At 70.8% G+C, this 22,085-nt stretch carries 23 protein-coding genes; 11 read left to right on the forward strand and 12 right to left on the reverse strand.

What is annotated here, in order from left to right; all coding sequences use genetic code 11:
* Positions 1 to 81 precede the first annotated feature (81 nt).
* Positions 82 to 219 carry a hypothetical protein gene (locus V7Q31_RS06110; protein WP_333832801.1) on the reverse strand — a complete coding sequence of 46 codons (138 nt, stop codon included), beginning with the start codon at positions 217 to 219 and terminating at the stop codon, positions 82 to 84.
* Between the two features lie 557 nt (positions 220 to 776).
* Here V7Q31_RS06110 and pdeM point away from each other — a divergent pair.
* Positions 777 to 1,496 (forward strand): ligase-associated DNA damage response endonuclease PdeM, encoded by a 720-nt coding sequence (pdeM, locus tag V7Q31_RS06115; protein WP_333832802.1) that lies wholly within the window; start codon positions 777 to 779, stop codon positions 1,494 to 1,496.
* Positions 1,493 to 1,945 (forward strand): PaaI family thioesterase, encoded by a 453-nt coding sequence (locus V7Q31_RS06120; protein ID WP_333832803.1) that lies wholly within the window; start codon positions 1,493 to 1,495, stop codon positions 1,943 to 1,945. The genes pdeM and V7Q31_RS06120 overlap by 4 nt, the downstream gene beginning before the upstream one ends.
* On the opposite strand, the gene V7Q31_RS06125 is transcribed toward V7Q31_RS06120, so the two are convergent.
* The 4 genes from V7Q31_RS06125 to V7Q31_RS06140 all read right to left on the reverse strand — a co-directional run bounded on the left by V7Q31_RS06125 (position 1,936) and on the right by V7Q31_RS06140 (position 4,360).
* On the reverse strand, positions 1,936 to 2,586 hold the full coding sequence (locus V7Q31_RS06125) for a class I SAM-dependent methyltransferase (protein WP_333832804.1): 651 nt from the start codon (positions 2,584 to 2,586) through the stop codon (positions 1,936 to 1,938). The genes V7Q31_RS06120 and V7Q31_RS06125 overlap by 10 nt on opposite strands.
* A complete protein-coding gene (locus V7Q31_RS06130; protein ID WP_333832805.1) occupies positions 2,583 to 3,836 on the reverse strand; it encodes a DUF3419 family protein in 1,254 nt (417 codons plus the stop codon). Before V7Q31_RS06130 ends, V7Q31_RS06125 begins: the two co-directional genes overlap by 4 nt.
* A 123-nt stretch (positions 3,837 to 3,959) precedes the next feature.
* Positions 3,960 to 4,154 (reverse strand): hypothetical protein, encoded by a 195-nt coding sequence (locus V7Q31_RS06135; RefSeq protein WP_333832806.1) that lies wholly within the window; start codon positions 4,152 to 4,154, stop codon positions 3,960 to 3,962.
* On the reverse strand, positions 4,151 to 4,360 hold the full coding sequence (locus V7Q31_RS06140; RefSeq protein ID WP_333832807.1) for an SHOCT domain-containing protein: 210 nt from the start codon (positions 4,358 to 4,360) through the stop codon (positions 4,151 to 4,153). The genes V7Q31_RS06135 and V7Q31_RS06140 overlap by 4 nt, the downstream gene beginning before the upstream one ends.
* A 124-nt stretch (positions 4,361 to 4,484) precedes the next feature.
* On the opposite strand from V7Q31_RS06140, the gene metZ reads away from it, so the two are divergent.
* Positions 4,485 to 5,681, forward strand: coding sequence for an O-succinylhomoserine sulfhydrylase (metZ, locus tag V7Q31_RS06145; protein ID WP_333832808.1), 1,197 nt, complete (start codon positions 4,485 to 4,487; stop codon positions 5,679 to 5,681).
* Between the two features lie 143 nt (positions 5,682 to 5,824).
* On the opposite strand, the gene V7Q31_RS06150 is transcribed toward metZ, so the two are convergent.
* Positions 5,825 to 6,664, reverse strand: a complete 840-nt coding sequence (locus V7Q31_RS06150) for an LOG family protein (RefSeq protein WP_333832809.1) — start codon at positions 6,662 to 6,664, stop codon at positions 5,825 to 5,827.
* Positions 6,665 to 6,774: 110 nt separating this feature from the next.
* Here V7Q31_RS06150 and dapD point away from each other — a divergent pair, with 110 nt between their 5' ends.
* The 3 genes from dapD (at position 6,775) to dapE (ending at position 9,336) form a co-directional block, all read left to right on the forward strand.
* Entirely contained in the window at positions 6,775 to 7,620 is an 846-nt protein-coding gene (gene dapD / locus V7Q31_RS06155) for a 2,3,4,5-tetrahydropyridine-2,6-dicarboxylate N-succinyltransferase (RefSeq protein WP_333832810.1), read from the forward strand.
* A 239-nt stretch (positions 7,621 to 7,859) separates the two neighbouring features.
* Complete coding sequence (locus tag V7Q31_RS06160; RefSeq protein ID WP_333832811.1) at positions 7,860 to 8,162, forward strand: hypothetical protein; 303 nt, start codon at positions 7,860 to 7,862, stop codon at positions 8,160 to 8,162.
* A 10-nt stretch (positions 8,163 to 8,172) separates the two neighbouring features.
* Positions 8,173 to 9,336, forward strand: a complete 1,164-nt coding sequence (dapE, locus tag V7Q31_RS06165) for a succinyl-diaminopimelate desuccinylase (protein ID WP_333832812.1) — start codon at positions 8,173 to 8,175, stop codon at positions 9,334 to 9,336.
* A 23-nt stretch (positions 9,337 to 9,359) separates the two neighbouring features.
* Here the strand turns inward: dapE and pncB are convergent, their stop codons facing one another.
* The 3 genes from pncB to lipA form a co-directional block, all read right to left on the reverse strand.
* Positions 9,360 to 10,649 (reverse strand): nicotinate phosphoribosyltransferase, encoded by a 1,290-nt coding sequence (gene pncB, locus V7Q31_RS06170; protein ID WP_333832823.1) that lies wholly within the window; start codon positions 10,647 to 10,649, stop codon positions 9,360 to 9,362.
* 105 nt (positions 10,650 to 10,754) lie between these two features.
* Complete coding sequence (locus tag V7Q31_RS06175; RefSeq protein WP_333832813.1) at positions 10,755 to 11,024, reverse strand: hypothetical protein; 270 nt, start codon at positions 11,022 to 11,024, stop codon at positions 10,755 to 10,757.
* A 99-nt stretch (positions 11,025 to 11,123) separates the two neighbouring features.
* On the reverse strand, positions 11,124 to 12,074 hold the full coding sequence (gene lipA / locus V7Q31_RS06180) for a lipoyl synthase (RefSeq protein WP_333832824.1): 951 nt from the start codon (positions 12,072 to 12,074) through the stop codon (positions 11,124 to 11,126).
* A 436-nt stretch (positions 12,075 to 12,510) separates the two neighbouring features.
* Here lipA and V7Q31_RS06185 point away from each other — a divergent pair, with 436 nt between their 5' ends.
* From V7Q31_RS06185 to V7Q31_RS06195, 3 genes are read left to right on the forward strand one after another with little or no spacing between them, the layout of a single operon-like run.
* Positions 12,511 to 12,987 carry a CrcB family protein gene (locus tag V7Q31_RS06185; RefSeq protein WP_333832814.1) on the forward strand — a complete coding sequence of 159 codons (477 nt, stop codon included), beginning with the start codon at positions 12,511 to 12,513 and terminating at the stop codon, positions 12,985 to 12,987.
* A complete protein-coding gene (locus V7Q31_RS06190) occupies positions 12,984 to 13,244 on the forward strand; it encodes a CrcB family protein (protein WP_333832815.1) in 261 nt (86 codons plus the stop codon). Before V7Q31_RS06185 ends, V7Q31_RS06190 begins: the two co-directional genes overlap by 4 nt.
* Complete coding sequence (locus V7Q31_RS06195; RefSeq protein ID WP_333832816.1) at positions 13,241 to 13,624, forward strand: DUF190 domain-containing protein; 384 nt, start codon at positions 13,241 to 13,243, stop codon at positions 13,622 to 13,624. The genes V7Q31_RS06190 and V7Q31_RS06195 overlap by 4 nt, the downstream gene beginning before the upstream one ends.
* A gap of 1,096 nt (positions 13,625 to 14,720) precedes the next feature.
* Here the strand turns inward: V7Q31_RS06195 and V7Q31_RS06200 are convergent.
* Complete coding sequence (locus V7Q31_RS06200; RefSeq protein WP_333832817.1) at positions 14,721 to 15,776, reverse strand: helix-turn-helix domain-containing protein; 1,056 nt, start codon at positions 15,774 to 15,776, stop codon at positions 14,721 to 14,723.
* A 110-nt stretch (positions 15,777 to 15,886) separates the two neighbouring features.
* Positions 15,887 to 17,446 (reverse strand): YfcC family protein, encoded by a 1,560-nt coding sequence (locus V7Q31_RS06205; protein WP_333832818.1) that lies wholly within the window; start codon positions 17,444 to 17,446, stop codon positions 15,887 to 15,889.
* 341 nt (positions 17,447 to 17,787) lie between these two features.
* On the opposite strand from V7Q31_RS06205, the gene V7Q31_RS06210 reads away from it, so the two are divergent.
* Together V7Q31_RS06210 and V7Q31_RS06215 are read left to right on the forward strand one after the other, a co-directional pair.
* Positions 17,788 to 19,233, forward strand: coding sequence for a basic amino acid/polyamine antiporter (locus V7Q31_RS06210; RefSeq protein ID WP_333832819.1), 1,446 nt, complete (start codon positions 17,788 to 17,790; stop codon positions 19,231 to 19,233).
* Positions 19,234 to 19,261: 28 nt separating this feature from the next.
* Positions 19,262 to 20,506, forward strand: coding sequence for an arginine deiminase (locus tag V7Q31_RS06215; protein ID WP_333832820.1), 1,245 nt, complete (start codon positions 19,262 to 19,264; stop codon positions 20,504 to 20,506).
* A gap of 243 nt (positions 20,507 to 20,749) precedes the next feature.
* Here the strand turns inward: V7Q31_RS06215 and V7Q31_RS06220 are convergent.
* Positions 20,750 to 22,085, reverse strand: a 1,336-nt coding sequence (locus V7Q31_RS06220; RefSeq protein WP_333832821.1) for a cytochrome c3 family protein, incomplete at its 5' end; no start/stop codon positions are given.

A 22,085-nucleotide genomic window follows, 5' to 3' on the forward strand; every position in this document is an offset into this window, starting at 1 on the left:
CGAAGTCGGGGTGATGCGGGCGGCGACGGCGGCGGGGATGGCGTTGCGGATCATGGCTTTGCGCTCCTGTTGGCGGAAATGTCAGGCGGTGGGGGCGATGCGGGCGCCGGCGGCGACGGGGGTGATGCGGGCGCCGATGGCGGTGGGCGTGATGCGGGCGCCGGCCGAAGTCGGGGTGATGCGGGCGGCGACGGCGGCGGGGATGGCGTTGCGGATCATGAGGGTCTCCATTTCTGCGGTAGTTCGTTTCCAGCCAAGGTTTTTGTTCGGTGCAGGCATTTACGAATTGAGGGTTCATATTTTTGGCAAATACGACACCCTGTTCAGAGCCTGCACTGTCATTTTCGCAATTTGCGAACATCTCCTTTGGTGATCGATGCTTCACTTCCGTTGAAAACGGCATAACTCACGCCGGCGTTACTTGTCAAAGGAAATTTTCTAGCAAATTTTGCTTTTTCGGACGGCGGTTTGCGCGCTGCATTCTTAAAAAAATGTAAAGATCGTCGCAATCTGCAACTATCGTGGAATTTGCGCTGGCTGTGTTTGCCAATTGCGCACATCGCGAAGGTCCCGGCCTCCCGTCCGGCCCCGCGCCGCGGGGACGCGGATCTGAGGGTCAGCCGGTCGTTTCCGTCTATCTGGTCCCGCTGCGCTCGCGCGGGCGCTGGAGGCGTTCACTTAGGAAGCCTGCAGGGACGCCTCGTCCGCCGGATGCGACAGCCCCGAGCGCTCGCCCCCCTCTTGCCAAGCCGAAGGCCTTCAGGCGACATCGCGGCATGTTCGCCGCCCAATCGGTTTCCGGCGCCGCCGACGGCCTCGGTCTGAGCCTTGTCGGGGCGCGCGTCGTTGCGCGCCCGTCGGGCGCGCTCTTTCTGCCCGAAGCCCGGATTCTGGCGGCGGCGGATCTGCATCTGGGGAAATGCGCGCGTGCGGCGCGCTTCGGCGGCGCGCTTCTGCCGCCCTACGAGACGGCCGCGACGCTCGATCGCCTCGCCGCCGAGATCGACGCGCTGCGCCCCGAGACCGTGCTCTGCGTCGGCGACAGCTTCGACAGCGCCGACGCGGCTGAGGCGCTTGCGCCGGGCGACCGGCGGCGGCTGGCGGCTCTCGCGGCGGGGCGCCGCTGGGTCTGGCTCGCGGGCAATCACGACCCCTCCCCTCCGGACGCACCCGGCGAATGGGCGGAGCGCTGGGAGCAAGCCGGCCTCGTCTTCGTCCACGAGGCCCGCGCCGGCGATCCGCCCGGGGCGGTCAGCGGCCATCACCATCCCAAGGCGCAGCTGTGGCTGAAGGGCCGCCGGATCGTCCGGCGGTGCTTCCTGCACGACCGCCGCCGCTTGATCCTGCCCGCTTTCGGCGCCTATGCCGGCGGACTCGACGCCGCCGACCCGATCTTCGACGCGTTGCTCGAGCCCGAGGCGCGGGCGCTGATGCTCGGGCCGAGGTTGATCGCCGCCCCGCGCGCCGCGCTGACCGACTTCGCGAGCCGCATGTGATCCGGCCCCCGCGCGATCCCGACTTCGCGCAGAGGGTGCGAGCGACCTTCGCCCGGCAGGCCTTCATGCGGCTGATCGGCGCCGAGCTCGTAACCGTGGCGCCGGGCGAGGTCGCCATCGTTCTGCCCATCCGCGCCGGTCTGGCGCAGCAGCACGGCTACTGCCACGCAGGGGCGACATGGGCGATCGCCGACACCGCTTCGGGCTTCGCAGCGCAGACGCTGATGGGCCCCGAGGACGGCGTGCTGACGGTGGAGCTCAAGATCAACCTGCTCGCGCCGGCGCGGGGCGAGCGGCTGATCGCGCGCGGTCGGGTCGAGCGGGCGGGGCGCAGCCTGACGGTCTGCCGCTCGGACGTCGTCGCCGTGGCGGGCGGCGTCGAGACGCCGGTCGCGCTCGCCGTCGGCACGTTCATGACGATGCCGGGCCTCGACGCAGCTCAGCCCTGAGCCGTCATCAGCCAGGCGTAGTCGCGGTGCAGCGACGCGAAGCGCGCCTCTGCGCCCGCCGCGCGCGCGGCTTCGGCGAAGCCGTCGCGCAGGCCGTCGCGGGGGGCGACGTGGAACAGCGCCAGCCAGCCCAGCAGCAGCCGGCGGAACCAGCCCGGCAACCGCCCCTGCTGGCCGAAATCGACCGCGAGCGCCCGTCCCCCCGGCGCCAGCGCCGCGAAACCCTGTTTCAGCGCGCCGCGCCAGTCGGGGATCATCGACAGCGTGTAGGAGAAGAACACCCGTTCGAATTCGGCCTCGCCGAAAAGAACCTGCGGGTCGAAGTCGGTCGCGTCGGCCTGGGCGAGGCGGATGCGCCCCGACAGCCCCGCCGCCTCTACCTTGGCGCGGGCGGTGCGCAGCATCTCCGCCGAAATGTCGAGCCCGTAGAAGCGCGCCTCGGGGTGCAGCCGCGCCGCCCGTATCAGGTTGCGCCCGGTGCCGCAGCCGACCTCCAGCACGCGCGCGCCCGGCGGCGGGTCGAGCTCGTCGAGCAGCCGGTCTCGCCCGAGGAGGAAATACTTCCGCGTCGCGTCGTAGAAATGACGCTGGCGGCGATAGACCTGATCCATCAGCGCCGAATGTCCGCCCGCCATGCTCATGCGCGCAGCTCGTAGAGATGCACCCCGCCATAAATCGCCGCGCGGTCGCGGGCGGTGAGGTCGGCGGACGCCTCCGCGTGGTAGGTCCAGCGGTCGAGCAGCGCGTCGGGCAGCCGGCCCGGCAGCAGGCTCGGCTCGTCGGCGGTGCGGAACACGACGCGGGCGCCGCGGCGGGCGGTGCGCGTGATCTGCGTCCAGAGGGCGGAGAGCTGGTCGTCTGTCATCCAGTCCTGCGCGTCGAGCAGGAGATAGGCGTCGAAACAGGGCTCGGGCTCGGCGGCGAGGCGGTCGGTGTAGGAGCCGAGCGTGACGTCGATCCGCCCCGCCCGCGCGCGCACCGCCTCGAACCAGCGGCTTTGCAGATAGGGCGGCAGGGGGCCGGCGTCGCCGCGCGCATAGCGCCGCGCGAAGGCCTGCCACGCGAAATAGTTCTCCGAGACCGGGAAATCGCAGGTCAGCTTCTCCAGCCGCCGGCGCAGCACCGCCGCCATGTCTCCCCCGCCGGCGAGCGCGTCGTATTGCGCGGGTGGGATGCCGAGCCCGAAGAGCGAGGCTTTCATTCCGGTGACCTTGCGCACGAGCCACGCGTCGAAGAGCGGCGCGAGCGTGGCGTCGAACCACGCCTTCTGCGCCGCCTGATCCGGAAGTTCGGTCCATTCCTCCAGCCGCACCCCGAAGGCGCGCGCCGCCAGATGCCCCGCCCCGATGAAACGCCCGAGCAGCCCCTTGCGGTAGAGCCCAGAGGCGAAGAGGTCGATGCGCCGCCCGAACAGCCCGTCGCGCGCGTCCCAGTAGGCCCGGGTCTGCGGGTCGAGCGAATCGCGGATCCAGCGCCGGTAGAGGCGCGGGTTGTCGCGATGGTCGGCCTCGCCGAAGAAGCGGAAGAAGGCGTGGTAATTCGGCAGCGTCTGCGCCCCGGCGATCTTGAGCTTCAGCAGCGCGACGTGATGCGCGTTGAGGTCGACCACCGTCACCGCCTCCGGGTCGGCGGTCAGATAGCTCATCGCGTTGCAGCCGCCGGAGGAGATCGTCATCACGCGCTTGCCGGGGCCGAGCTGCAACCCCTCCATGTCGAGGGCGGGGTCTTCCCAGATCTGCGGATAGACGAGGCCGCTGAAGGCGCGGGTGAACAGCCGCTCCAGCAGCCCCGCCTTGCTGAGCGCCGCCGAGCGCTGCTGCGCCTGCGCGACGTTGCGCGCCGTCTCGGCTTGCGGCGCCGCTGCGCGCCCGCCGATGGTCTCGCCGTCCATTAGCCTCTCCCTGCCTCGCCCGCGGGTTGCGCATACGCCATCGCGGCGGGAAATGCGACAGGCGCGCGCCGCATGGGGCCGCCCCGCGGGAGGCCCCGGATCGGGTCAGGGGCCGCGACGGCGTCAGCCGTCGATCTTCGCCAGCTGGGCGGCGAGTTCGGCGTCGGTCAGCAGCCCCATCCCATGCGCGCGCTGCAGATCGGCGCGCTGGACCTCGGCGGGGACGAGGATGTTCGTCACCTGCGCGCGCTCGGTCTCGGCGCATCCGGCGGCGAGCGCGGCGGCGAGCAGCGCGCCGGCGAGGACGCCCCGCCTCATTGCGCGAGAATCCGCTTGCGCTGCGATGCGTATTCCTCGGGCGTGATCACGCCGGCGTCGAGCGCGGCCTTGAGGTCGATCAGCTGCTGCCCGGTCGAGACGGTGGTGTTGGTCACCTGCGTCTCCGAGGTGGCGCCGCCGCCGCCGCAGGCGGCGAGCGACAGGGCTGCGGCGGCCACAAGGGCGAGCGGGGCGATGCGGCGCATGCGGGGTCTCCTGAACGGCGTGCGAGGGCGAACCTGCAGCGCCGCCGCGTCCTGCGCAAGCGCCGTTTGCCGCGCGCCCTGCGCGGCTCTATGACAGGCGCGCCGCCGCAGGAGAACCGCCCCGATGACCGACGCCACGCCCAAGCCGCCCACGCGCCGCCCGCGCACGCTGCTCGTGCATGAAGGCGTCCGCCGCTCCGAGTATGGCGAGACGTCCGAGGCGATCTTCCTCACCCAGGGGTTCGTCTATCCGAGCGCCGAGGCCGCCGAGGCGCGCTTCACCGGCGACGATCCCGGCTTCATCTACGCCCGCTACGGCAACCCCACCGTCGCGATGTTCGAGGACCGGATCGCCGCTCTCGAAGGCGCCGAGGCCGGCTTCGCGACCGCCTCGGGCATGGCGGCGGTCAACGCCGCGTTGTTCTGCCAGCTGAAAGCGGGCGACCATGTCGTCTCGGCGCGCGCGCTGTTCGGCTCCTGCCTCTACATCGTCGAGACGCTGCTGCCCCGTTTCGGCGTCGAGGTGACGCTGGTGGACGGCCCCGACCTCGACCAGTGGCGCGCGGCGATCCGCCCGACCACGAAGATCGCCTTTCTCGAAAGCCCGTCCAACCCGACGCTGGAGATCATCGACATCGAAGCCGTGTCGCGGATCGCGCACGAAGTCGGCGCCTGCGTCGTGGTGGACAACGTCTTCGCGACGCCGATGCACCAGCGCCCGCTCGCGCTGGGGGCCGACGTGGTGGTCTATTCTGCGACGAAATACATCGACGGGCAGGGCCGCTGCCTCGGCGGGGTGGTGCTCGGGACGCGCGAGTTCGCGCGCGGGCCGCTCGAGACCTATCTCAAGCACACAGGCGGCGCGATGAGCCCGTTCACCGCCTGGGTGATGCTCAAGGGGCTCGAGACTCTCGATCTTCGCTGCCGCGCCCAGTGCGAGAGCGCCGCGTATCTCGCCGACGCGCTGGCGGGCCATGCCGCGCTCGGGCGGCTGCTCTATCCGGGCCGCGCCGACCATCCGCAACACGCGCTGGCGATGCGGCAGATGTCGGCGGGCGGCGCGATACTCGCCTTCGAGGTGGGCGGCGGCAAGGCGGGCGCCTTCCGTTTCCTGAACGCGCTGCGGCTGGTGGCGATCTCGAACAATCTCGGAGACGCCAAGTCGATCGCGACCCACCCCGCGACGACTACCCATCAAAGGCTGAGCGAGGCGGCGCGGGCGCAACTCGGCATCGCGCCGGGGCTGGTGCGGCTGTCGGTGGGGCTGGAGGATCCGGAGGATCTGCTGGAGGATCTCACGGCGGCGCTTGCGGCGGTGTGACCGACCGTTCGGGAAGGCCAGAGCGGAGATCGACCCCGAAGGCGCAGGTCCTAGGTGGGGACCGTTGTTTTTGATAGGAAAATCTGGTTAGTCGAGTTTTTGAGGCCGGCTTGCGCCCTGACTCCCGGCGGGGGCCGGCCGCGTCAGCGTTCCTCGGCCTCCGCCAGCCGGTGATGCGCCGCGACGCGCGCCCAGCCCTCCTGCGCCGTCTCGACGAAGGAGAACAGCTCCAGATCGCCCGGCGAGATCACGCCGGCCTCGGTCAGCGCGTCGAAATTCACGACGCGCCGCCAGAACGCCTCGCCGAACAGCAGGATCGGGATGCGCGCCATCCGCCCGGTCTGGATCAGCGTCAGCGTCTCGAACAGCTCGTCCATCGTGCCGAAGCCGCCCGGAAACACCGCGATGGCCGCCGCGCGCATCAGGAAGTGCATCTTGCGGATCGCGAAATAGTGGAAGTTGAAGCACAGCTCCGGCGTCACCCAGCCGTTCGGCGCCTGCTCGTGCGGCAGCACGATGCCGAGCCCGATGGTCTTGGCGCCGACTTCCACAGCGCCGCGATTGCCCGCCTCCATCACCCCCGGCCCGCCGCCGGTGACGACCACGAACTCGCGCCCGCCGCGGGCGAGGCTCGCGCGCGAGGCGGCGGCGGCGAAGTCGCGCGCGACGTCGTACCAGGGCGCGAGCGCGGCGAGGCCGGGCGGCGTGTCGGGGCCGAGCTTCTCGGGCGGCGGCACGCGGGCCCCGCCGAACAGCGCCACCGTGCTGTCCACGCCGAGCCGGTTCAGCGACAGCTCGGTCTTGAGCAGTTCGAGCTGAAGACGGACCGGGCGCAGCGCGTCCTCGCGCAGGAAATCCAGATCGTCGAAGGCGAGGCGATAGGCCGGGGAGAGCGTCTGCTGCGTCAGCGGCGCGCGTTCCGCTTCGAGCGCGTCGCGGTCGGCCGGCGGAAAGACCGAGCGGCGTTCGTCCTTCGGCGTCATCGGCGCTCCATCGACCCGTGGCGCGCCCGGCGGCGGCGCGTTGCGCCTGTGCGCGCCGCATCGTATAGCCCGGCTCGATGAAGAACTGAACACGACCAAGGAGCGTTCCGATGTCCCACGCCGCGCTGGAAGCCGCGATCGAGGCCGCTTGGGAGGAGCGCGACGCGCTCGGCCCCGACACGGGCGGCGCGACGCGGGCGGCGGTCGAGAGCGCGTTGAACCTGCTCGACAGCGGCGCGGAGCGGGTCGCGGCGCGCGACGAAGGCGGCGTCTGGCATGTGCGGCAATGGCTGAAGAAGGCGGTGCTGCTGTCGTTCCGGCTCAACGCGATGTCGCCGATCCCGGGCGGTCCGGGCCATGCGACGTGGTGGGACAAGGTGCCCTCCAAGTTCGACGGCTGGGGCGAGGCGGAATGGACCGAAGCGGGGTTCCGCGCCGTGCCGGGCTGCATCGTGCGCCGTTCGGCCTATGTCGCGCCCGGCGTGGTGCTGATGCCCTCCTTCGTCAATCTCGGCGCTTATGTCGGCGAGGGGACGATGGTCGACACCTGGGCGACCGTCGGCTCCTGCGCGCAGATCGGAAAGAACGTGCATCTGTCGGGCGGCGTCGGCATCGGCGGCGTGCTCGAGCCGATGCAGGCGGGGCCGACCATCATCGAGGACGGCTGCTTCATCGGCGCCCGCTCCGAAGTCGTCGAAGGCGTGATCGTGCGCGAGGGCGCGGTGCTGGGGATGGGCGTCTATATCGGCCAGTCCACCAAGATCGTCGACCGCGAGACCGGCGAGGTGTTCATGGGCGAAGTGCCGGCCTATTCGGTGGTCGTGTCGGGGACGCTTCCGGGCAAACCGTCGCCGGACGGCGCGCCCGGACCGGGCCTCTATTGCGCGGTGATCGTCAAGCGGGTGGACGCGCGGACGCGCTCGAAGACCGGCATCAACGAACTGCTGCGCGATTGAGCGGGGCGGGGGGCGATGCCTGCCGCTCGCCCCTTGGCACGTGCGACCAGCACGGGCCGCGCCCTCCCTCCCCCAAGGGAGGGCGCATTGCGACGGTGCGAGAAGCTCAATCGTCCGAGTATCTTGCGCCATAAACCGCGTGGTTCAGCCGAAGCGCAGCGCCCTCCCGAGGGAGGGCTCGGCCCTTATCGTCCATGCCGGGCAGGCGCGTCCTCCCCCCTCCGCCCCTGAGGCCCCTGATGCAGGTCTTCACCCTTCTCGTAGAGACCGGGCGCGCGCCCGACGACGGCCTGCCCGAAGGCGCGACTGGCGCCGCCCTGCTGTGCTACGCCGCCGCCAAGGACGAGGCGACCGCCGTGCGCGAGACCGTGGAAGTCCTCAAGGTGGCCGGGCTCAGCCCGCTCGAAGTCCAGTCCTACGGCGCCCGCGCCGAGCGCGAGGAAGCGGGCGAGGACATCTCCGAGGACGACGCCGCCCTGATGGACCGCGCTCTGGCCGAGAACGCCGTCATCGTCGCGCAGGCGACCCCCTTCTACGACTGAGGACGCCCCCATGACCCCTCCCGGCCCCGTCGACCCCGTCGCCCTCACCGCCGATCTCGTCTGCCGCCCCTCCGTCACGCCTGCGGAGGGCGGCGCGCTGGTCCTGCTCGAAGACGTCCTTTCCGCCCACGGCTTCCGCTGCGTCCGCGTCGACCGCGGCGGCGTGTGCAACCTGTTCGCCCGCTGGGGTGCGCAGGGCCCGGTCCTCGGCTTCAACGGCCATACCGACGTCGTGCCCGTCGGCGACGCGGCGGCATGGACGCATCCGCCCTTCTCCGGCGACCTGATCGGCGGCGAGATCTGGGGGCGCGGCGCGGTGGACATGAAATCGGGCGTCGCGGCTTTCGCCGCCGCCGCCTGCGCGTTCGTGACCGAGACGCCGCCGGAGGGGTCGGTGTCGCTGCTGATCACCGGCGACGAGGAAGGCCCGGCGCTGCACGGCACCGTCGCGCTGCTCGACTGGATGGCGGCGCAGGGCGAGACGCTCGACGCCTGCATCGTCGGCGAGCCGACATCGGTCGAGCGCGTCGGCGACATGATCAAGATCGGGCGGCGCGGCAGCCTCACCGCGGTGTTCACGGCGCGCGGCGTGCAGGGCCACACCGCCTATCCCCACCGCGCCAACAACCCGCTCCACCCGCTCGTGCGCCTGCTCGACCGCCTCGCCTCGACGCCGCTCGACGGAGGGACCGCGGATTTCGACCCGTCCACCCTCCAGATCGCCAGCATCGACGTGGGCAATCCCGCGAGCAACGTGATCCCCGCCTCGGGGCGGGCCGTCGTCAACATCCGCTTCAACGACGCCCATTCCGGCGCGAGCCTCTCCGCCCGCCTGCGCGCCGAAGCCGAGGCGGTGGCGCGCGAGTTCGGCGTGAGCATCGAGACGGAGATCGCGATCTCCGCCGAGAGCTTCCTGTCGCCGCAGGGCGGCTTCGCCGATCTCGCCGCCGCCGCGATCCAGCGGCGCGCGAATGCGGCGCCCGTGCGCTCCACCACGGGGGGCACGTCGGATGCGCGCTTCGTCAAGGACATCTGCCCGGTGGTCGAGATCGGGCTGGTCGGCAAGGGGATGCATGCGGTGGACGAGCGCGTTCCCGTCGCCGACATCCACGCGCTGACGGCGATCTACGCCGACATCCTGCGCGACTTCTTCGCCGCCGCGCGCGGGCGCTGAGGCCCCGCGGCGGAGAGGGCGATTCAGACCACCAGCGCCTGCGCCGTCTGCGCGCCGGTCGCGAAGACGCGGCGATAGCGCGCGATCTCGGCCTCCGGGCCGGTCGCCTTGTTGGGGTTGTCCGACAGCTTGACCACCGGGGCGCCGTCCGCGGAGACGACCTTGCACACCAGCGAGAACGGCGCGAGCCCGTCGCCCGGCGCGAGCCCCCGGAAATCGTTGGTCAGCAGCGTCCCCCAGCCGAAGGCGAGGCCGACGCGGCCCCGGAACCGCGCATGCAGCGCCTCGATGCGCTCCACGTCGAGCCCGTCGGAGAAGATGATCAGCTTGTCGCGGGGGTCCTGCCCGCGTGCGCGCCACCAGCGCAGCACCGCCTCGCCGCCCTCGAACGGGTCGCCGCTGTCGATTCGCACGCCGGTCCAGTCGCCGAGCCAGTCCGGCGCGCGGGCGAAGAACTGCGCCGAGCCGAAAGTGTCGGGCAGCAGGATGCGCAGATTGCCGGCGTAATCCTCGGCCCAGTCGTCGAGAACGCGATAGGGGGCGGCGGCGAGTTCGGCGTCGTCCCCGGCCAGCGCGCCGTAGACCATCGGCAGCTCATGCGCGTTGGTGCCCACCGCCTCGACTTCGCGGCGCAGCGCGATCAGGCAGTTGGAGGTGCCGCGGAAGATCGGCCCGAGCCCCTCCACCATCGCCTGCACGCACCAGTCCTGCCAGAGGAAGCCGTGGCGTCGGCGGGTGCCGAAATCGGCGACGCCCATCGCGTCGAGACCGCGCAGCCGCTCGATCTTCTCCCAGACGCGCGTCATGGCGCGGGCGTAGAGGACCTGAAGCTCGAACTTGCCCATGTCCTTGAGCACGGCGCGCGAGCGCAGCTCCATCAGCACGGCGAGGGCGGGGACTTCCCACATCGTCGTCTCGACCCACGGCCCCTCGAAGGTGAGTTCGTACTGGTCGCCGCGGCGCACCAGCTCGTAGGGCGGGAAGCGGAAGGCTTCGAGCCATTCGATGAAATCGGGGCTGAACATGCGGCGCTTGCCGTAGAAGGCGGCGCCGCGCAGCCAGGTCGACTCGCCCCGCGACAGCGACAGCGTGCGGATGTGGTCGAGCTGCTCGCGCAGCGCGCCCTCGTCTATCAGCTCGGCGACGGGCACGTCGGCGGATCGGTTGATCAGGCCGAAGGTGACGCGGGTGCGCGGGTGGTGGCGCAGGATGCTCTGGGCCATCAAGAGCTTGTAGAAATCGGTGTCGAGCACCGAGCGCACGATCGGGTCGATCTTCCAGTTGTGCGCGTGCACCCGCGCGGCGATGTCGATCACGCTCGCTCCGCAGCCATGCGCGCGCCTGGCGGGCGCGCTCCGCCCGCTTCGGTGGCACAGAGCCGGCGCGAACGCAAATTCCTGCGGCGCCGCAGGTCCGGATCAGCGCAGCGCCGCCTCGGGATGGGCGCGCAGGAACTCCGCGAAGGCCGCGACGAGTTGTCGGGCGCGCCGCCCGTCGCCCTCGGCGATCGCGGCGCGGATGTCGTCGCGGATCATGTCGCGCACGATGGCGGGGCCATGCGCGCTGTGCATGAGATATTCCGCCAAGGCGGCGGCTGCGAGTTCGGGGATGTGCTCGTGCTCGCAGATCGCGTCGATCTCGGCCTCGGTGAGCTGGCACAGGCCCAGGCAGTCTTGCAGAGCGATCATCGTCGCCTCCCGTTCTCCGGTCTTCTCGCCGGTCGGACAGGATACGCCGAAATCGCCGCCGCCGCTGCGACGTGGATCAAGGCGCAGGCGCAAACCCGCTCAGATCGCGCCGAGCCGCGCCTGCCGCGCCGCGCGCAGCCGCTCGAAATCCGCGCCGGCGTGGTGGCTGGAGCGCGTCAGCGGCGTCGCCGAGACCATCAGGAACCCCTTGGCGTAGGCGGCGGTCTCCAGCGCCTTGAACTCCTCGGGCGGGACGAAGCGGGCGACGGCGTGGTGCTTCTTCGTCGGCTGGAGATACTGGCCGACGGTGAGGAAATCGACGTCGGCCGCGCGCATGTCGTCCATCACCTGCCGCACCTGCGCGAGCGTCTCGCCGAGGCCGACCATCAGGCCCGATTTGGTGAACATGGTCGGGTCCAGCTCCTTCACCCGCTGCAGCAGCCGCAGCGAGTGGAAGTAGCGCGCGCCTGGGCGCACTTCGGGGTAGAGGCCGGGGACGGTTTCGAGGTTGTGGTTGAACACGTCCGGCTTCGCGGCCACCACCGCCTCAAGCGCCGAAGGCGGGCATCGCAGGAAGTCCGGCGTCAGGATTTCGATGGTGACGTCGGGCGCCTTGCGGCGGATCGCGCGGATCGTGCGGACGAAATGCTCCGCGCCGCCGTCGTCGAGGTCGTCGCGGTCCACCGAGGTGATCACGACATGGCGCAGGCCGAGTTTCGCCACCGCATCCGCGGCGCGCGCCGGCTCGAACGGGTCGAGCGGCTTGGGCTTGCCCGTGGCGACGTTGCAGAAGGTGCAGCCGCGGGTGCAGATCTCGCCCATGATCATCATGGTGGCGTGGCCCTGCGACCAGCATTCGCCGACATTGGGGCAGCCGGCCTCCTCGCAGACGGTGGACAGGCCGTGCTCGCGGATGATCTCGCGGGTCCGCGCATAGCCGGGCGAGCCGGGCGCCTTGACGCGGATCCAGGCGGGCTTGCGCGGGCTGTCGGCGTCGGGGCGGTGCGCCTTTTCGGGGTGGCGCTGAGCCTTGTCGGTCAAATCGCGGATTTTGGACATGGCGACTCCTTCACGGTGGAACCTATCTCAAATGTCGAAGCCGGGAAGCCCGGATCGTTCGGCGCCCATCGCCTTCGAAGCCCCTTTTCTCCAGATGAACCCGCCTCCGGGACTCTCCGCGCGGTAGAGACCGACGATCCTGACTTGCCCGGGACGGCGGTTTCGGCCGCAAGTTTCGATATGCAATCTGGACCATCACGCCCATCGGAGCCCGTCTTCGCATCCGCATCGTGTTCGGCCACGCCGAGATGTTCGTGCTCGGCAAGGCAGAGTCGCTGGAACGGATCGATCTCCGCGGCCCTCGCCGCCGAGAGGGGCATGGAGGCGCGCCTCTCGGTGGGCTCGCCGGGGGGCGTTCGTCCGCCGGAACCGCGAGGGCGCGCCGTTCGGGACCTTCATGGCGGCCGACGAGCGTTGAATCGAGAAGTTGCGCCGCGAAGGCTTCACGCCCGACGAGGGCGATCTCCACGCCTTCTCCACGGATCCGGCCGACGGCGCGACGCTGTCCGCCTCCGGCGTGTTCGGGACCGTCGAGTGGCCGGGCGACGAGCAGCCGGGTGGGCGCCTCGCCCTGTTCGTCTTCGCGGGCCTGATCGGAGAGACGTTCCCCTGGGGCGCGCTTGTCGTGAAGGTCACCGGGGCGTTCTCCATCGGCGTTCTGGCATGGCTGTCCGGGGACGGCCGGTTCGCGGAGCTGCCCGAAACCTGGCCCCTCGCCGTGACGGGCTTTCTCGGCAGCTACACCACCGTCTCCTCCTTCAGCTTGCAGACGCTGGCGCTCGCCCGCGACGGAGAGCGGTCGCGCGCCGGGGGCAACATCATCCTGTCGCTCGCGCTGAGCGTCGCCGCGGTGGGCGGCGGCGTCGTCGCCGCGCGAGCCCTGTTCGCCGCGGGGGCGGCATGAGCGAAGGCCCGTCGGCATCCCGGCGCTGGTTCCGCGACAGGGCGCCGATGTATCTCGCGGTCGGGCTGGGCGCTTCGATCGGGGGCGTGCTGCGCGCCGGCGCGTCGATCGGCTCGGTTCAGCTCCTCGGCGCCGGCTTTCCCTGGGGCACGCTGGCGGCGAACGTGCTGGGCTCCTTCGCCATCGGCCTCTATGCGGCCCTGACCGGACCGGACGGGCGGCTGCTCGTCGGCGCGCGCCAGCGCCGGTTTTCATGACCGGCATCTGCGGCGGCTTCACCACCTTTTCGGTTTTCAGTCTCGAAAGCGTCAACTTCCTCGCAAGCGGCGAGCATCGCCTCGCCGCGTTCAAAATCGGCGGTTCGGCGGCGGCCTGGCTGCTGGCCGTTCGGGCGGGTTACGCCATCGGCGCAAGGTTCAACAGACTCGGAGGGCCAGCAAAGCCCCGCGCCACGGAGGAAAGGATTTCCGACATGCGGATACCCGAACGCGCAGTCGCGCTGCGAATTTTCGACAGCGAGGACAAGGTCGAGGCCTTCCTGCCCGAACTCGACCGGCTGATGACCAGCGGACTCATCACCATCGAGAACATGCGCGTCCTGCAATACGGCAAGAAGGGCGGCGACAGAGGGGGGTGATCCCGAGCGGCGCGGCGAAGCGCCTCGCCGAGCCGCACCGACGGGTTCCCGCGCTCCTGCTCCATCGGGAAACGCAGGCCGACGCCGGATGCGCGGGAGAGCGCGCGTTGCGTCGAACCTCTCTCGCGCCGGTCTTGGCGGATGGCGCGACCGTGACCGCCAGCTCTGCAGTCGGCGCGGGGTCGCCCATGGTTGGTCGGGAAACGAGCTCCCGAAATCCGCGTCCACGTTCATTCCCGAGCGGGAATTTCGGTTCTATCTCGCGTCGCCGCCGAACTCGGGTCCGCTGACCTGACCCCTTGTTTCTTCTCCACGGCGTGCTGGAATCCCGACCGACCGGAATGTCTCGCCCGCGATCAGGATACCGTCCGGACCGACAATCATCAACTTCCAGACGCTGTTCGACCCCGCCGCAATCGGCGCTTTCGGCGCGGGCGGCGTCAGCGACAGCGCGACTGCGGCCGTCGCCGGCTAGCTGCTCACGTCGATCTCGGCCAGGTCGATCTCGGTGACGGTGGGCCTGTTCTCGGCGATCGGGCTGGCGCGCTACGCCCGCGCCACCGCCGTCACGCCGCTCGCGATCCTGTCGGGCCGGATGTTCCCGCCAGCCGCCATCGCGGCTTCCGTCCGTATCATCTTCCCGGCGGTCGCGTCGATCGACACCCGCCGAAGTCGCGCGCTCGGTTGCGGTCGTCCACCGAGGCGACCGCCTCCTCGCCGCGCCCGACATGGTCGCGCGCATGAAGGCCGACCCGCGCATCGCGCTGCGCGCCGGCTGGCGGCTCGCCGGGCTCGAAGGCCCGGCGCCCGGGTTCGAGGCGGTGCGCATCGCCGCGCTCGACGGGTCCGAGACGCTGCTGGACGCCGACCCGCTGTTTGCGGGTTTCGGCCCCGAGATGGCGGCGTTCCAGTGGGATGGCGCGGACGTCACGGCGATTCGGCGTCGACCGCGTCATGGTCGAGGGCGGGGCCGAAGCCGTCCGCGGAACGTGAGGGATGGGTCAGCCGCGAGGCGCCGGAAGGTCCGCAAGGCCGCCCAGGTTGCTGCGTGCGGCCAACGCCCGGTCCTCGGGCGCGGCGCAGCGCGGGGCGGCGCTCAACGCAGCAGCATTGCGAGGTCCCGCGGGGTCTCCGACCCCGCGCAGCCGCCGAGGCTCCCCGACGCGGCGCCGTCAGCCGCGCGCCGCCGCGTCTCGCCGGGCGTTTCGCCGAAGGCCCGGCCATAGGCGCGGGTGAAGAAGGCCGCGGTCGCGAAGCCGCGCCGCTCGGCGATGCGCGCGACAGTCAGCCCGGCCAGCGCGGGGTCGCGCAGGTCAAGCCGCGCGAGGTCGAGCCGCAGCCGCTGGATGTGCGCGGCGACCCCGCCGCTCGGCTCGAAATGGCGGTAGAGCGTGGAGCGCGGCACGCCCGACAGCACGCTGAGCCGATCGGCGTCGAGGCCCGGCGCGCCGATTTCCGCGCGGATCAGCCGCTCCAGCCGCAGACGTTCGACACGGGCGCGGTCGTCGCGACGCAGCGCGCGCGGCGCCGTCTCGCCGAGCAGGCAGGCCGCGAGCACGCCGCGCGCGGCCTCGGCCATCGCCGCGCCGTCGGCGGCGCTCGCGCGGGGGGCCTGCGCGGCGAGCGACAGGACGAACTCCGCCAGCAGCGCCCCGGTCGGCCCTTGCGTCAGATGCGGCCCGCGCGCGTCGAGACCGGCGTCGAGCTCGCGGTGCAGGCCGCGCTGGACGAACAGCCCCACCCACTCGCTCGCCGTGCGGGTCTCGACATAGGGCGCGCCGAGATGGCCGACATGCGCCGACCCCGGCCCGAACGCCGCGGAGCCCCCCGCAATCCGCATCACGCCCGAGCCAGTCCGGGTGACGCGCAGAACCCAATGGTCGATGCCGTCGCGCGCGCAGAGCGCGGCGCTGCGGCTGATGCGGCGGGCGGGCGCGCGCGTCTGCGCCAGCACGAGCGGGCCGAGCCGCCAGAGCGTCGCCTCCGCGGCGAAATCGGCGCGCGCCTGCGGCGGCGCGTCGATCTCGTTGACCGAGTCGAAGCGGCTGCGCCAGAGGTCGAAGCGGTCGCGCGCAAGAGTCTCCGCCGTCGAGAACGTCGCCGCCGCCACGCCCCCGCGCGCCATGCCGACGGGTTCCGACGCTGCGTCCATGGTCGCCGCCCTTCCCTGCGCCGCGCCTGCCCCGTCTCGCGACATTGCCTGACGAAGACCCGACCGGCAATCGCGCCCGCGCCCCTCGCCTCGATCGGCGGCCTCGAACCTCACAGCTCCGCTCCCACCGCAAGCGCCGCAAGGCAGATTGCGAGCAGGATCGCCATCAGCGGCGCCATGAAGCGCAGATACTGGTCGAAGCCCACTTTCGCGAGCGCGAGCCCCGCCATCAGGACCGCGTTGGTCGGCAGGACCAGCCCCAGCCAGCCGCCGGCCGTCGACCACGCCGTCAGCACCAGCGACCTGTCGACGCCTGCGAAGTCGCCGAGCGGCGCGAGGATCGGCATGACGAGCGCCGTGCCCGCCGACCCGCCGCCCGCCAGCGGGATCATCGGCGCCGAGACGAAGAAGATCGCCAGCGCGAACACCGAGGACGACGCCCCCGCCGTCAGCCCCTCCATCGCATGCAGCACGGTGTCGATGGTCTGCGTGTTGGTCATCACCACCGACACGCCCCGCGCCACCGCCACCAGAAAGGCGGGCCCGACGAAATCGGACACCCCGCGCAGGAAGGCGCGCGCCGTCTCGGCCTGTCCGAGCCGTCCGACCGCGCCCACCGCGACCGCCATCGCGCAGAACAGCGCCGTCAGCTCGGGCAGCCACCAGCCGAGCTCCCAAGCGAAGGGGCTCGCGATGGTCTCATGCGTGTAGGGATCGACTTTCGCCGCGCCGAGGATCGCGCCCCAAGGGACGATCGAAAAGGTCATCAGCCCGAAGGTCCCCGCCACCATCGCGAGGATCGCCCCGTCGCGGCGGGTCAGCGGCGGCGGCGGGGCGGCGTCGGCTTCCGCGAGCGCGCGGTCCTCCGGCCCGATCCCCGACAGCGAGGCGGCCGGGTCGGCGCGCACGCGCCGCGCATAACGCAGCACATAGAGGATCAGCGCGAGCATGACGGCGGCGAAGATCGCCGCCCGCAGCCCCAGCCCGTCGGCCAGGGTGATCCCGGCCTTGTCCGACCCGATGCCGATCACGAAGGGATTGATGGTCGAGCCGAGCCGACCGACGAAGGGCGCGACCGTCACCACCGCGACTGTGGTCATCCGGTCGTAGCCCAGCGCGACCATCAGGGGGATCATCAGCGCGTAGAGCCCGAGCGACTCGTCGCTCCAGAACATCAGCGAGCCCAGAGCCCCGAACAGCAGGCACAGCACCGCGAGCAGCGCCGGCCCGCGCGCGCGGAAGGCCCAGGCGAGGTGATGGATGCCGCGGTCGAGCGCGCCCGTGGCGAACACCACTGTCATGAAGCCGCCGATCGCGAGCACGTAGAGAAAAACCGGCGCCGAGCCGAAGAGCGGCCCGGTCCCGAACGGCGAGACCCGGCCCGTCGCGGGGTCGATGGCGCCGTAGAGACCGTTGATCGGCGCGAGGAACAGCTCGCCGATCCGCTCGCCGACATCGAGCGGCGCGGGCGTCGCGCGGAAGGTTCCGGGGATCGGCGAGCCGGTCGCGTCCGTCAGATAGGCCCCGGACGGGATGAGGAAGGCGGCGAGCCAGACGAGCAGCAGCACGCCCAGCAGGATCGTGAGCGGCGCCGGGAAGCCGCCGCGACGAGGCGCCGCAGGCGGCTCAGTAGGGGGCGGTCCGCCTGGCTCGGTCGCGCGGCCCGTCACCGGCGCGCCTCCCCGGCCGGCCGCCTCTTGTCCGCACGTCCCATCATCCGTCCTCGCAACCGCGGCAAGCGCCTCATTTCCCGACCCTCCGATTGCCCGCTCGTCCCAATTGTGAGCGCTATATACTTGATTTTCACTAGGCGCGTTTTGCGCTGCATCCCAAAGTAAGGGTAGTATTTTCAATACTTGAAAGACTCAGGCACCTCAATATAACCTTTTTTCAAAGATTTTTCGTTGCGCTGCGCAACATTGTTTTCGCAGCGCAACCAAATGAGGCGGACGCCCGCAAGGGCGACCCAGAGACGCCCGTGCGCAAGCGGGCCGAAGCAGGGGAGCGGAGCATGGCCGAGGGAACAGCGCCGAAGGCGGGCGCGCAGAAGATCACTCTGGCGGCGCTGACGGCGATGGTGATCGGCTCGATGATCGGGGCCGGCATCTTCAACCTGCCCGGCCGCTTCGGACAGGCGACCGGCCCGTTCGGCGCCATCATCGCCTGGCTGATCGCGGGCACCGGCATGTACATGCTCGCCCGCGTCTTCCAGGCGCTCGCCGAGAAGCGCCCCGACATCGACGCCGGCGTGTTCGCCTACGCCAAATCGGGCTTCGGCGACTATATGGGCTTCCTGTCGGCCTTCGGCTACTGGCTGGGATCGTGCCTCGGCAACGTGTTCTACTGGGTGCTGATCGGCTCGACGCTCGGCAATTTCTTCCCTGTATTCGGCGAGGGCAACACCGAAGTCGCCATCGCCGTCTCGCTGGCGGGGGTGTGGATCTTCCACATGCTGATCCTGCGCGGCGTCGAGCAGGCGGCGTTCGTGAACTCCATCGTCACCGTCGCCAAGATCGTGCCGATCATCGTCGCCATCGTCGCGATGATCGTCGTGTTCAACTTCGACGCCTTCGCCGCGAACTTCTGGGGCGGCGCGGACATGCCCGAGAAGACCCTGCTCGCGCAGGTGCGCGACACCATGCTGATCACGGTGTTCGTGTTCATCGGCATCGAGGGCGCGAGCGTCTATTCGCGTTTCGCGCAGGAGCGCTCGCATGTCGGCTCGGCGACGATCCTCGGCTTCGTCGCGGTCACCGGGCTGATGGTCGCCGTCACTCTCCTGCCCTACGGACTGCTGCCGCAATCGGGCGTGGCGGAACTGCGCCAGCCCTCCCTCGCCGGGGCGCTGGAGGCGGCGGTGGGACCGTGGGGCCGCTGGTTCATCTCGGTCGGCGTTCTGGTCTCGGTGCTCGGCGCCTATCTCGCCTGGGCGCTGATCTGCGCCGAAGTGATGTTCGCCGCCGCCAAATCCGGCGACATGCCGCGCATCTTCGCCGCGCAGAACCGCAACCGCGTGCCCTCGGCGGCGCTGTGGGCCACGAGCCTCGTGATCTCGACCTTCATCATCTCGACCTACTGGTCCTACGACGCCTTCAACTTCATGCTCGACATGACCAGCGTCACCACGCTGCTGCCCTATCTGCTGGTGGCCGGCTACGGCGTGATCGTCGCCCGCTCGGTCGACGACTACCGCGACGCGCCGGGCGAGCAGATGCGCGACCTGATCTTCTCGTGGATCGCCGTGATCTACGTGCTGTTCATGTTCGTCGCCGCGGGGCTGGAATACGTGCTGCTGGTGGCGGTGCTCTTCGCGCCGGGAACGCTGCTCTACGTCTGGTCGCGACGCGAGCAGGGCGCGCGGCTGTTCACCGGGGTCGAACTCGCGATCTTCGTCGCCGTGCTCATCGGCGCAGCGGTCGGCGCCTATGGCCTTGCGACCGGGCTGATCACGCCCTGAGCGACATCACAAGAAAAGGGAGGAACTTATGAACGCTTCGACGCCCTTCGGCGTGCATTCCGAAGTCGGCCAGCTGCGCAAGGTGATGGTCTGCGCGCCCGGCCGCGCGCATGCCCGCCTCACGCCCTCCAACTGCGACGACCTGCTGTTCGACGACGTGCTCTGGGTCGAGACCGCCAAGCGCGACCATCTCGACTTCCAGCAGAAGCTGCGCGACCGCGGCGTGGACGTGGTCGAGATGCACGCGCTGCTGGCCGAGACGATGGCCGTGCCGGAGGCGAAGCAGTGGGTGCTCGACACCCGCGTCACCGACAACGAAGTCGGGCCGGGGCTGGTGGCGGACGTGCGCGCCTATCTGGAGGGGCTGTCGAACCGCGAGCTGGCGGAGACGCTGATCGGCGGGCTGTCGGTCGAGGAGTTCCCCGAGACGCTGTCGGGCCCGCTGATGAACCTGATCCGCTCGAGCTTCGGGATCACGCAATACCTGATCTCGCCGCTGCCGAACACGCTCTACACCCGCGACACGACCTGCTGGGTCTATGGCGGCTGCTCGGTCAACCCGCTCTACTGGCCGGCCCGCAAGGACGAGACGCTGCTGGCGGCGGCGATCTACCGCTTCCACCCCGATTTCGCCGGCAAGGTGAAAGTCTGGTGGGGCGACCCCACCTTGGATCACGGCCTCGCCACGGTCGAGGGCGGCGACGTGATGCCAGCGGGCAACCGGACCATGCTGATCGGCATGTCCGAGCGCACCTCGCGGCAGGGCATCGGCCAGTTCGCCCGCGCGCTGTTCAAGCAGGACGTGGTCGATCACGTGCTGGTGGCGGGAATGCCGAGCCTGCGCGCGGCGATGCATCTCGACACGGTCTTCACCTTCGCCGACCGCGACTGCGTGCTGATCTATCCCGACATCGTGAACACCATCACGCCGTGGTCGCTGCGGCCCGGCACGGGAGGGGCGATCGACGTGCGGCGCGCCGAGGGGAGCTGGGTCGAGGCTGTCGCAGATGCGCTCGGCGTGAAGAAGATGCGGGTCGTGGAGACCGGCGGCAACGCCTATGTCCGCGAGCGCACCCAGTGGGATTCGGGCGCCAACCTCGTCTGCGTCTCGCCGGGCGTGGTGTTCGCCTATGACCGCAACACCTACACCAATACGCTCCTGCGCAAGGAGGGGATCGAGGTCGTCACCATCTCCGGCGCGGAGCTGGGGCGCGGGCGCGGGGGCGGGCATTGCATGACTTGCCCGATCATCCGCGACGCGGTGGAGTTCTGACGGCTGGCGGGTCCCCTCGGGCACCGCCTCCCGGCGCGCCACGCTCATGGCGGCGCCCGCCGCGCGGGGGCGACGCCGCTCTGGCGTGCTTCGCCCGGACCCTCGCGCGCAGCCCCGTGGGCTGGCGCGCCATGTATGAGCACTTGTCAGCTCCGTTCGACATGGATGGCGGCCTCGCCCCGTCGGCATGTCCGGGGCGGGACGACCATGCGTCACCCGAAGATGTTCGCTGGATCGCCGTGGCTATCGCGCGGCGTCGACTTCGGTCGCGAGACGTCCCAGGGTTTCATCGCCCGGATTGACGGCGAGCGCCTCTTCCAGCGCCTTCGACGCCGCGTCCCGGCCCCGCATCGCCGCGGCGATGCGGGCGATCATCGCCCACGCGTCGATGCGTTGAGGGTCCATGCGGACCACCTCGCGGAACGCGGCCTCGGCGGCGGACGGGTTGCGCATCGTCAGCGCCATGCCTCCGAGCTGGAGGTGGGTCTCCGGAAAGTCGAGCCGGGCGCCGAGCGAGGCGCGCCAGTCGGCCAGCGCCGCCTGTAGGTCGGACGCGATCGCGGCCGGCAGGCGCGCCACGGGGGCGTCGAGCAGGGCGCGCGACGCGGCGATGCGGACGGTCCGGATCGGATCGGAGAGGGCCGGCGCCAGCCGCAACACCCGCTCCTGCGCCGGCGCCGCGCGCTGAGCGCTGATGGCGGCCGCGCGAACCACGGGATCGGGATCGTCGAGCAGGTCCTGCGTCCGCGCGGCGAGGTCGGCGTCGCCCGCGCCCTCCATCAGCCACAGGGCCGTCGCCCGCACGATCCCCGGCTGATCGGGGTCGAGCGCCAGAGCGGCGAGGTCGTAGCCCGCGCCCTGCGGGTCGAGACGCCTCGCCGACAATGTCTGGCCGTAATGCGGCCCGCGGTTGGCGCTGTCGGGATGCCATTCCTCGATGCGCGCCGCCGCCCATGCGGCGGTCCGGTCGGCGTGGCAGTCGGTGCAGGCGTCGGGCGCGCCGGTCTCGGCTGCGAGGTCCGGGCGGGGGATCCGGAAGCTGTGATCGCGCCGCCCGTCATTTCCCATGTAGACGCGCTCGATCATGTGGCAGCTGACGCACTGCGCGCCTTCCGTCTCTGGTTCGTGGAAGTGGTGGGACGGGTCGTCATAGGCGGCGGGCTGGAGCGTCGGGAACTCCGGAGCGCCGGCGGGGCTGTGGCATTGCGCGCAGACCGCGGCGCCCTCCGCGCGCAGCGTCGCCTTGTGGGCGTCGTGGCAGTCGAGGCAGCCCACGCCCCGCCGATACATCTTCGACTGAAGGAATGAGCCGTAGACATAGACCTCGTCGAGGATCTGCCCGTCGGCGTGGTAGAGGCCGGGCCGCAGCAGGGCGACGTTGTAGGCGTCGTGGTAGGGCGCGCCGGGGATGGGATTGCCGTCGCCATGCGCCTCTCGCCGGGAATGGCAGGTCGCGCATTGCTGGATCGTCGCCTCGGTCTCGTCGAAGCTCATCGTGAAGCCGTAGGCGTCGAGCGTGGCGAAGGCCGGGTTCAGGGCCGGGTTCGGGGGCCGCCCCGCCGCCCAGTCGAGATGGGCT

Source organism: Rubrimonas sp. (genome assembly GCF_036788415.1).
GTDB lineage: Bacteria > Pseudomonadota > Alphaproteobacteria > Rhodobacterales > Rhodobacteraceae > Rubrimonas.

What these genes read in the sequence shown, in the direction of transcription:
- V7Q31_RS06195 (WP_333832816.1), top strand. Translation starts at nt 13,241, where the DNA reads ATGACCGGCATCTGCGGCGGCTTCACCACCTTTTCGGTTTTCAGTCTC.
- pdeM (WP_333832802.1), top strand. Translation starts at nt 777, where the DNA reads ATGTTCGCCGCCCAATCGGTTTCCGGCGCCGCCGACGGCCTCGGTCTG.
- V7Q31_RS06190 (WP_333832815.1), top strand. Translation starts at nt 12,984, where the DNA reads ATGAGCGAAGGCCCGTCGGCATCCCGGCGCTGGTTCCGCGACAGGGCG.
- dapD (WP_333832810.1), top strand. Translation starts at nt 6,775, where the DNA reads ATGTCCCACGCCGCGCTGGAAGCCGCGATCGAGGCCGCTTGGGAGGAG.
- V7Q31_RS06200 (WP_333832817.1), bottom strand. Translation starts at nt 15,776, where the DNA reads ATGGACGCAGCGTCGGAACCCGTCGGCATGGCGCGCGGGGGCGTGGCG.
- V7Q31_RS06140 (WP_333832807.1), bottom strand. Translation starts at nt 4,360, where the DNA reads ATGCGCCGCATCGCCCCGCTCGCCCTTGTGGCCGCCGCAGCCCTGTCG.
- V7Q31_RS06150 (WP_333832809.1), bottom strand. Translation starts at nt 6,664, where the DNA reads ATGACGCCGAAGGACGAACGCCGCTCGGTCTTTCCGCCGGCCGACCGC.
- metZ (WP_333832808.1), top strand. Translation starts at nt 4,485, where the DNA reads ATGACCGACGCCACGCCCAAGCCGCCCACGCGCCGCCCGCGCACGCTG.
- V7Q31_RS06160 (WP_333832811.1), top strand. Translation starts at nt 7,860, where the DNA reads ATGCAGGTCTTCACCCTTCTCGTAGAGACCGGGCGCGCGCCCGACGAC.
- V7Q31_RS06175 (WP_333832813.1), bottom strand. Translation starts at nt 11,024, where the DNA reads ATGATCGCTCTGCAAGACTGCCTGGGCCTGTGCCAGCTCACCGAGGCC.
- V7Q31_RS06125 (WP_333832804.1), bottom strand. Translation starts at nt 2,586, where the DNA reads ATGAGCATGGCGGGCGGACATTCGGCGCTGATGGATCAGGTCTATCGC.
- V7Q31_RS06215 (WP_333832820.1), top strand. Translation starts at nt 19,262, where the DNA reads ATGAACGCTTCGACGCCCTTCGGCGTGCATTCCGAAGTCGGCCAGCTG.
- dapE (WP_333832812.1), top strand. Translation starts at nt 8,173, where the DNA reads ATGACCCCTCCCGGCCCCGTCGACCCCGTCGCCCTCACCGCCGATCTC.
- V7Q31_RS06110 (WP_333832801.1), bottom strand. Translation starts at nt 219, where the DNA reads ATGATCCGCAACGCCATCCCCGCCGCCGTCGCCGCCCGCATCACCCCG.
- V7Q31_RS06135 (WP_333832806.1), bottom strand. Translation starts at nt 4,154, where the DNA reads ATGAGGCGGGGCGTCCTCGCCGGCGCGCTGCTCGCCGCCGCGCTCGCC.
- V7Q31_RS06130 (WP_333832805.1), bottom strand. Translation starts at nt 3,836, where the DNA reads ATGGACGGCGAGACCATCGGCGGGCGCGCAGCGGCGCCGCAAGCCGAG.
- V7Q31_RS06210 (WP_333832819.1), top strand. Translation starts at nt 17,788, where the DNA reads ATGGCCGAGGGAACAGCGCCGAAGGCGGGCGCGCAGAAGATCACTCTG.